The sequence below is a fragment of the Kitasatospora sp. NPDC057512 genome, assembly GCF_042802135.1.
Taxonomy (GTDB): Bacteria; Actinomycetota; Actinomycetes; order Streptomycetales; family Streptomycetaceae; genus Kitasatospora.
Genome location: NZ_JBHVET010000460.1, coordinates 1 through 7,013 on the forward strand (window position 1 = coordinate 1; position 7,013 = coordinate 7,013).

Annotated in this window: 7 protein-coding genes; all 7 read right to left on the bottom strand. The window is 72.7% G+C overall.

Annotated elements, in window-relative coordinates; genetic code table 11:
- Positions 1-32: 32 nt before the first annotated feature.
- Entirely contained in the window at positions 33-935 is a 903-nt protein-coding gene (locus tag ACFU6K_RS26085; RefSeq protein WP_380666916.1) for an enoyl-CoA hydratase/isomerase family protein, read from the bottom strand.
- Positions 932-2,203, bottom strand: a complete 1,272-nt coding sequence (locus tag ACFU6K_RS26090; RefSeq protein WP_380666922.1) for a cytochrome P450 — start codon at positions 2,201-2,203, stop codon at positions 932-934. Before ACFU6K_RS26090 ends, ACFU6K_RS26085 begins: the two co-directional genes overlap by 4 nt.
- Positions 2,204-2,484: 281 nt before the next feature.
- Positions 2,485-3,876 (bottom strand): cytochrome P450, encoded by a 1,392-nt coding sequence (locus tag ACFU6K_RS26095; protein WP_380666918.1) that lies wholly within the window; start codon positions 3,874-3,876, stop codon positions 2,485-2,487.
- A 90-nt stretch (positions 3,877-3,966) separates the two neighbouring features.
- A complete protein-coding gene (locus ACFU6K_RS26100; protein ID WP_074005013.1) occupies positions 3,967-4,557 on the bottom strand; it encodes an ATP/GTP-binding protein in 591 nt (196 codons plus the stop codon).
- The gene (locus ACFU6K_RS26105; RefSeq protein WP_049653843.1) at positions 4,532-4,906 is read right to left on the bottom strand and encodes a DUF742 domain-containing protein; all 375 of its coding nucleotides are present in this window, start codon (positions 4,904-4,906) and stop codon (positions 4,532-4,534) included. Before ACFU6K_RS26105 ends, ACFU6K_RS26100 begins: the two co-directional genes overlap by 26 nt.
- A complete protein-coding gene (locus ACFU6K_RS26110) occupies positions 4,903-5,304 on the bottom strand; it encodes a roadblock/LC7 domain-containing protein (RefSeq protein WP_049653846.1) in 402 nt (133 codons plus the stop codon). Before ACFU6K_RS26110 ends, ACFU6K_RS26105 begins: the two co-directional genes overlap by 4 nt.
- On the bottom strand, positions 5,301-6,584 hold the full coding sequence (locus ACFU6K_RS26115) for an ATP-binding protein (RefSeq protein ID WP_380666920.1): 1,284 nt from the start codon (positions 6,582-6,584) through the stop codon (positions 5,301-5,303). The genes ACFU6K_RS26110 and ACFU6K_RS26115 overlap by 4 nt, the downstream gene beginning before the upstream one ends.
- Positions 6,585-7,013 lie beyond the last annotated feature (429 nt).

Consider the following 7,013-nt stretch of genomic DNA (forward strand, 5'->3'; position numbering starts at 1 on the left):
TCCGAGGACGCGGGCCCCTTCGTACACACCGGTCAGGAGGCCGGCTCCCGGTCGGCCAGGCTCCGGGCGTAGTGGGCGGCGGCGAGGACGGAGGCCATCAGCTCGGAGTCGAGCACGGCGGCGTCGGCCAGCCGGGTGGCCGACGCGTGGGAGGCGAGCAGCGTCTTGGTGACCCGCAGGGCGGCCTCGGAGCGGCGCGTGATGGGGCGGGCCCACTCGTCCACGGCCGCGTCCAGCTCCTGCGCGGGGACGACCCGCTGCAGGATGGCGAGCTCCCGCGCCTCCACCGCGCCGACCGGGCGGCCGGTGAGGATGATCTCGCGGACCCGGGCCGCGCCGACCTCGTGCAGCAGCCGGGGCAGCAGCCCGCCCCAGGCGACGGGCAGGCCCAGGGCCAGTTCGGGCAGCCGGAAGACGGCGTCGTCGGCGCCGGCCCGCAGGTCGCAGGCGAGCGCCAGGGCGAAGCCGGCGCCGGTCGCCCGGCCCTGGACCCGTGCGATGGTGACGGCGGGGCTGTTGACGAGGGCGTCGCAGACCCGGCGGGCCTTGTCCCCGTAGGCCCGTATGCGGCCACCGGTCGGGTCCTCGTCCAGGCCCGCGAAGAGCTCGTCGCGGTCGCCGCCGAGGCAGAAGTCGCGGCCGGCCGCGGACAGCACGATCACCCGCACGGCCGGGTCGGGGACGGCGAGGAGGGCGAGGAGTTCGTCCAGCATGGCCGAGGTGACGGCGTTGCCGGTCTCCGGGCTGTCCAGCTCGACGTGGAGCACCGCGCCCCGGAGCTCGGAACGGACCGTACGGGCGGGCGCGGGTTCGGGGGCCGGCGCGGGCTGAGGGACCGGCGGGTACCAGCCGGCCGGCGCCGAGGGGTACGGGACGTACGGCGGCGGCTGCATCGCGTACGGGGGGTACTGGGGAGCCTGCGGAGGGACGTTCATGCGGACACTCTCAGGGACGTCACCCGGTGGAACACCATCCGGGGCGCGTGCTCCGGTGGGCTCACCGCCCGCAGCGTCGGGAAGCGCTCCAGCAGTCGGCTCAGCAGGGCCCGCGCCTCCAGCCGGGCCAGGCCCGCGCCGAGGCAGTAGTGGGCGCCGCCGCCGAAGGTGAGGTGGGTGCCCCGGCGGAGCGGGTCGAAGGCGTGCGGGTCCGGGTTGCGGCGCGGGTCGCGGTTGGCCGCGCCGTACATCACGTGGACCATGGTGTCCTTGGGGAGGAACGTTCCGGCCAGCACGGTGTCCTCGCCCGCGACGCGGCTGTTGACGCGGATCGGCGGGTCGTAGCGCAGCGCCTCGTCGATCACCCCGTCGATGTGCTCCGGCCGCTCCCGCAGCCACTCCCACGTCCCGGGCGACTTCAGCAGCTGCCACACCAGCGAGGAGAGCAGCGTCGCCGTGGTCTCCAGCGAGGCGATGGTGACGAACATGGTGAGCTGGTAGACCATCCGGTCGGTGGCCTCGCGGTCGGACTCCAGCGCGTCCCAGGTGCGGATCCAGCCGGCGATCACGTCGTCGCCGTCGTTGTCGCGGCGCTCCCGGACCAGCCGGGTGAAGTACTCGCGCAGGTCCATGGTGGCCTGCTCGGAGACCGCCAGCTGGCTCTTGGTGGGCAGCAGTTCCTGGGCGTGCACCTGGTTGTGGGTCATCGTCAGGATGTGCGGGTAGTCCGCGCGGGGGATGTCCAGCCAGCGCCCGATGGTGCCGATCGGCAGTTGCTCGCTGACCACGGAGGCGAAGTCCGCCTCGCCGTCCGCCTGTATTCGCTCGGCCAGGCGGTCGAGCAGCCCGGTGACGTCGGCCTCGATCTCCGGCGCCATGTCCCGGAGGGTGTTGCGGTCGAAGAGGCTGCCGAGGCTGCGCCGCTGCCGGGTGTGCTCGGGGGCGTTGAGGCGGGAGAGGGTGCGGCTCATCTCCTGGGTGGCGACGGCCTCCCAGCGCTCCGTCCCGGTCTGCCGCTCCTGCCAGGCGAAGTCGGGGACGAGCCAGGTCCTGCCGCGCAGGACCTGGTCGCACGCCTCGTAACCGGTGACCAGGTAACCGCCCCAGGGCGCCGGGACGAGGTCGCCGAGCGCCCGCAGCCCGTCGTAGACCGGGCTCGGGTCGGCGAGCCCCTCGGCCGACCGCAGCCTCCGCAGCAGCGGGACGGCGGCACGGCGGTCGACCCTTCCGTCAGGGTGCTCCGACTCCGCGGGGCGGGCTTCCAACATGGCGGTCACACGGGCTCCTTCAACACGCGGGCGGGCAGTACGGCGGCGTACTACCCAGCAACAGCGCGCTCAAGCGTCGATCCGTGTTGCCCCCGTCACGTACTGCACCGTCGTCGCACGCCGTTCACCTCGCGGTGACCGAACGGCCGGTGACGGAACGGCTGGTACCCGAACGGCCCGTGACCGAAGGGCCGGTGACCGAACGGCCCGTGACCCAACGGCCCGTGACCGGACGGCTCACGACGGCGGGGCGGACCGGGGAGCCCGGAGCCCGGGAGGCCTCAGACCCGGAAGACGTCCAGGAAGGAGCTCCACCACCCCTTCTTCTGCGGGGCCCGGGCAGGCCCGGTGGCGGCGGCCTGCGGGTACGCCTGCACCTGCTCGGCGGCGGCCTGCGCGGGCGCGGGGGCGGGGGCGGTGTCCGCGCCCACGGCCGGCCCCGTGGTGCGGGCGGCCACCGGGCTGAACCGCACCGGCAGCGAGACCAGGCCGCGCTGGAACGGGCCCGGCCGCCACTCGACGCTCTCCGCGGGCACCGCGAGCGTGACGTCCGGGAGCGCGTTGAGCAGGCACTCGATCGCGCTCAGGGCGATCAGCTGGGCCGGGGACTTGGCCGGGCAGGCGTGCGGGCCGGCGCCCCAGGCCAGGTGGGCCCCCTTGCTGAGGGTCAGCCGGGCGTCGGTCAGCACCGGGTCGCTGTTGGCGGCGGCGAAGCTGATCACCACCGGGCTGCCGGCGTCCATCGGGACGCCGCCCAGGTTGAGGTCCTGCATCGGGTAGTGCGTCGCGTAGTTGGCGATCGGCGGGTTGTTCCACAGCACGTCGTCGAGGGCGTCCTCGATGCGCAGTCCGGCGCCGCCCTCGCCGGACAGCAGCAGGAGCAGCGCGTTGCCGATGAGGTTGCGCTCGGGCTCGACGCCGGCGCCCATCAGCATGACCAGCTGGTCCTTGAGCTCCTCGTCCCGCAGGCCGGCCGGGTGCTGGATGAGCCAGGAGGTGATGTCGTCGCCCGGCTGGCGGCGCTTCAGCGCGACCAGGTCCATCAAGCAGGAGGTCAGCTCCTCGTTGGCCTGGATCACGTCGAGGCCGTCGAAGAGCGCGGACATGCTGCGGGTCAGCCGGTCGCCGATGTCGGCCGGGCAGCCGAACAGCTGGTTGAACAGCAGCAGCGGCAGCAGCTTGGCGTAGTCGTTGAGCAGGTCGGCCCGGCCCAGCGCGCTGAACTGGTCGATCAGGTAGCCGGCGATCCGCTCGACGTGCCGGTTGAGCCGGTTGTCGTTGAGCCGGTCCAGGCTCTCGGTGACGGCCTTGCGCAGCCGCAGGTGCTCGGCGCCGTCCGTGAAGAGGCAGTTGGGCCGGTAGAACATCATCGGCAGGACGGGGCTGTCCATCGGCACCCGGCCCTCGTTCAGCGCCGCCCAGCGCCGCGAGTCCCGGGCGAACATGCCCGGGTTCTGCAGCACCCGCAGGGCGGCCTCGTGCGAGGTGACCAGGGTGGCGTCCACCCCCGGCGCCAACTCCACCGGCGCGGCGGGGCCGTTGGCGCGCAGCTTGTCGTAGACCGCGCCGGGGTCGGCCGAGAACATCTCGCCGTAGAGCGGCGTGCTCACGCCGGCGTGCATCGGGCAGCCCGGCGGAGGCGACTGCGGTACGGGTCGCTGCAGAGATTCCATGGGTCGTTCCTTGGAGGAGGCCCCGGGCGGGTGCGGACCCGGGAGGCGTGAGGGGAGGAAGGCGTGGGGGAGGGAGGAGCCGTGGGGAGGTCAGGAGGCGCGGTCGAGCAGGTGCCGGACGAGCGTCAGCAGGGCGTTGGCCGAGGAGCGCTGGTCCCGCGCGTCGCAGAACACCACCGGCGTGTGCGGCAGCAGGTCGAGCGCTTCGCGCAGCTGGTCCTCGGTGTACCCGCTCTCCCGGTCGAAGCTGTTGACCGCGACCGCGTACTCCAGGCCGTACTGCTCGATCAGGTCGATCACGGGGAAGGTGTCGGCGAGGCGGGTCGGGTCGGCCAGCAGCAGCGCTCCCAGCGCCCCCCGCGCCATGTCCTCCCAGAGCTGCATGAACCGCTGCTGGCCCGGCGTGCCGAACAGGTACAGCACCAGGTCGTCGCCGAGCGTCAGCCGGCCGAAGTCCAGGGCGACGGTCGTGGTCTTCTTGTCCGGCGCCCCGCGGAGGTCGTCGACGCGGATGGACGCCTGCGTCATGCTCTCCTCGGTGCTCAGCGGGGCGATCTCCGACAGGGCCCCGATGAGCGTCGTCTTGCCGACCGCGAAGTGCCCCACGACCAGGATCTTGACAGCGGTCGTCACCGCGCCCGGGACGTAGATGTCCTCAGGCGAACCGGCGTTGAAGTCCATGCAGTACCTTCTCTAGAAGTCTCGGGTCCGGGGCCTGGGCCGGCGGCGGGGCCGACCGCCGCAGCAGCCGCCCCTCACGGATCAGGTCCGTCAGCAGCAGCCTCACGACCCCCACCGGCAGCTCCAGCCGGGCCGCGACCTCGGCCACCGAGAGGTAGCCGCCGGAGCACAGCTCCCAGATCGCCCGGGTCTCCGGGCTCGGCAGCGCGGGGAGGTCCTGCTCGGGCGCGATGGTGACCAGGGTGATCAGAGACAGGTCGTCCGCACTCGGTAACGCGCGCCCGCCGGTGATGACGTAGGAGCGGATGAAGCCGCCGGAGACCCGCTGTTCCTCGCCGCCGGTCGTCATGAGCCGCTGAGCGTGCTCTGGCGCGGCGCCGCCGACATCGCCCGTCCGAGCGCGCCCACCTGCTGCTGCATCCGGAAGGACATCGCCTCCATGTCGACGTCGGGGGCGGTGGAGGCGGCCAGGTACGCGCCGCTGCCGGCCGCGATCAGGAAGATCCAGCCGTGGTCGTACTCCAGGAGGGTCTGGCGCCAGACCCCGGCGCCTCCGCCGACGAACGGGGCGACCGCGCGGCTCAGCGACTGCATCGAGCTCATCGCGGCGGCGTTGGTCTCCGCCTCGTCACGGCCGATCTCGCTGGACCGTTCGAGCAGGAGGCCGTCGGCGGAGACGAGGATAGCGTGCCGGGCGCCCGGTACCTGGAGTACGTCGTTGAGCACCCAGGAAAGATCGCGGCTCACTGGATCTCGGTTCCTTCCGTGGTCATGGTGTTGCGCCCGGACAGCGTGCCGCGCTGGAACGCGCCGAGGCGGGACGGCGTGTACTGGCCGGTGCTCCGCGGGTCCTCGGTCCGGCCGGGGCCGGGGTCCTGCGGGGTGGGGACGACCGACACGGGGCGCTGGCGGCGGCGCCGGGGCAGCAGTCCGTCCGCGGTGGTCTCCGGTCCCGCCGTCGCCGCGTACGGCGTCGGCACCGGGGCCAGGGGCGCCGCCGGCTCGGACAGCGACACGAGCCGCTGGCCGGCACCGGGTGCCCAGACCTGCGCGGGCTGCTCCACCGGCGCGGCCTGGTAGTCGGGGTAGTCGGTGTGCTCGGCGACGGGCGGGGCCGCGACCTCGCTGCTGAGCAGCTCGGCCGGCAGCAGCACCACGGCCCGCACGCCGCCGTACGGGGAGACCGAGTCGACGGAGACCCGGAAGCCGTAGCGGGCGGCCAGCATGCCGGAGACGGCGAAGCCGAACTTCGGGGGGTTGCCCAGGCTGGTGAGGCTGATCGGCGCGCCCGGGTTCAGGAGCAGCGACGCGCGGTCCTTCTCCTCCTGGCCCATGCCGAGGCCGGCGTCGTCGATGATCAGGCAGACGCCGGTGGGGACGGCCTGGACGCTGACCTCCACCGGGGTGTCCGGGGCGGAGTAGTTGGTCGCGTTGGCGAGCAGCTCGGACAGCACGACGGCGACCGGCTCGACGACCTTGCTGGCGAGCGAGACGCTGACCCGGGAGTGGATCCGCACCCGGTCGAAGTGCCGGATCCGGCCCTGGGCGCTGCGGACCACGTCGTAGACCGAGGCGACGCTCTCCCGGCGGCCCAGCCAGCCGCCGCAGAGCACCGCGATGCCCTGGGCGCGCCGGCCGAACTGGCTGTTGGTGTGGTCGATCGTCATCAGGTCGGCGAGGATCTGCGGGCTGTCGCCGTACTTCCGCTGCACCTTGTCGATGACGATCTGCTGCTCGTCGGCCAAGCCCTGCAGCGTCCGCATCGCCGCCTTGAGGACGGCCTTGGTGTCCTCCTCGGCGTCCCGGCGGACGGCCGTCAGCTCGGAGGCGTGCTGGCCCTGCAGGCGGTCGTGCAGCACGGCGAGTTCCTCGCGCTGCCGCTGTGCCAGGGCGCTCTCCTCCTCCAGGGAGGCGTTGCGCCGCCGCAGGGCGAGGTTCGTCCGGCGGGCCTGGAGGGCCGCCCCGACGGATACGAGCATCACCACGATGAAGACCCAGAAAAAGGGTTCCTGCACAAATGACGTCATGAAACTCTCTTCAGGTGGCATCGCGTGGGGCCGGTCCGGGCCCCGGAACGCGAATGGGACTGGCGGCCTGAACCTCTCCGAAAGGCACCCGATGTCACACCACATCGACGTGCGTTCCGGCGCGAGACCTGCGGCGACGCCTATCGCGGAGTCAGCCTACTGCACCTCATGCCATGTCAGAACAGATACCAAAAAGGGCAGTTGGGGCGAAATTCCACGACTTGCTGGGAACTCTGACAAGAAATGGCGGCATTCGTGACGCCGCGTTAACCATAGGGACACATCCCGACCACATCTCGATTCCTGCGCAGCGTGATTCCGCCGTCACGCTCCGGAATTCGCGGCCGTCCGGACAGGCCTCCGGACGGGCCTCCGGACGGCGGCCGGACAGGCGGCGCGGACGTCGGCCGGACATGCGGAAGGGGCCCG

Bases quoted from the DNA above. Each gene is read 5' to 3' on its own strand.
- ACFU6K_RS26105 (WP_049653843.1), bottom strand. From the start codon at position 4,906: ATGACGACCGGCGGCGAGGAACAGCGGGTCTCCGGCGGCTTCATCCGC.
- ACFU6K_RS26100 (WP_074005013.1), bottom strand. From the start codon at position 4,557: ATGGACTTCAACGCCGGTTCGCCTGAGGACATCTACGTCCCGGGCGCG.
- ACFU6K_RS26115 (WP_380666920.1), bottom strand. From the start codon at position 6,584: ATGACGTCATTTGTGCAGGAACCCTTTTTCTGGGTCTTCATCGTGGTG.
- ACFU6K_RS26095 (WP_380666918.1), bottom strand. From the start codon at position 3,876: ATGGAATCTCTGCAGCGACCCGTACCGCAGTCGCCTCCGCCGGGCTGC.
- ACFU6K_RS26090 (WP_380666922.1), bottom strand. From the start codon at position 2,203: ATGTTGGAAGCCCGCCCCGCGGAGTCGGAGCACCCTGACGGAAGGGTC.
- ACFU6K_RS26085 (WP_380666916.1), bottom strand. From the start codon at position 935: ATGAACGTCCCTCCGCAGGCTCCCCAGTACCCCCCGTACGCGATGCAG.